This window comes from Halalkalibacter akibai JCM 9157, from assembly GCF_000513135.1.
Taxonomy (GTDB): Bacteria; Bacillota; Bacilli; order Bacillales; family Bacillaceae_D; genus Halalkalibacter; species Halalkalibacter akibai.
In genome coordinates this window covers 1-824 of sequence record NZ_BAUV01000133.1, presented here as the reverse complement: position 1 = coordinate 824, position 824 = coordinate 1, and the positions used below count along the sequence as shown (strand labels likewise).

General features: G+C 30.3%; 1 protein-coding gene. It reads right to left on the bottom strand.

The genetic code is table 11. From position 1 onward, the window contains the following. Positions 1-22: 22 nt before the first annotated feature. Positions 23-706 carry a hypothetical protein gene (locus tag JCM9157_RS23055; RefSeq protein WP_035668884.1) on the bottom strand — a complete coding sequence of 228 codons (684 nt, stop codon included), beginning with the start codon at positions 704-706 and terminating at the stop codon, positions 23-25. Positions 707-824 lie beyond the last annotated feature (118 nt).

The following is an 824-nucleotide window of genomic DNA, read 5'->3' as shown; positions in this document are numbered from 1 at the left end:
GTTCGGTAAAGGTGAAAATACATTAGCCACCTACATTATCATTAAAGGATTCTTCCCAAATAACTTCTCCATCTATATCTAACGCTTCAATTTTCATCTTATCGGGTTCGCCAGAATATTTTACATCATGCTCATAAATGCTATACCAAAGTTGAGTTCCATCGTTAAGTTTAATTATTTCAGCATCATAGACTTTTTCATTTTCTTTTACTATTATCTTATTAATATCATTATCTTTTATAAAACCTGCATAAAAACCATTATGTCCCGTCCAGTTTAAACCTTCATGCTCTACTAAGTAATTAAAATTGATGTAACGCCACTCCCCAGGTGAGTTTATCGCCAAGTGCTTACCTCTCTCATCCCTGTACAATAACAGATATTCTTTTTCTTTTATTTCTTTGTAGATGATTTTCGTTGATTCAGGATAGGCAAATGTCTCCATTAATTTATCGGAATTAAGTATCAATTTTTCCAAGTCGAAATTTCTTTCATGTAGATTAGTAATCTCTTCTTTTAACTTTCTATTTTCTCCTTCCATATTTAAATAAGCAATGTTAAAATCTCGAAATTCGGAATCTATTACTCTTGAAACTGCTTCGTCTTCCTGGATTATATTCTCACTTTTAACAGGTTCTTTATAATAGGTAGCTATTAGAACAAGAATTGTTGCAACAACAAATAAAGATATATATTTACCTTTCACTATGACAAATCCCTTCATCTTAACTATATTAGAAGCAGTAATCACCATTATAAATACTAATATAGAGCTTTTTTGACAAACCTGCCCTTATTTTAACATTAATTTCCTTTTTATTGTC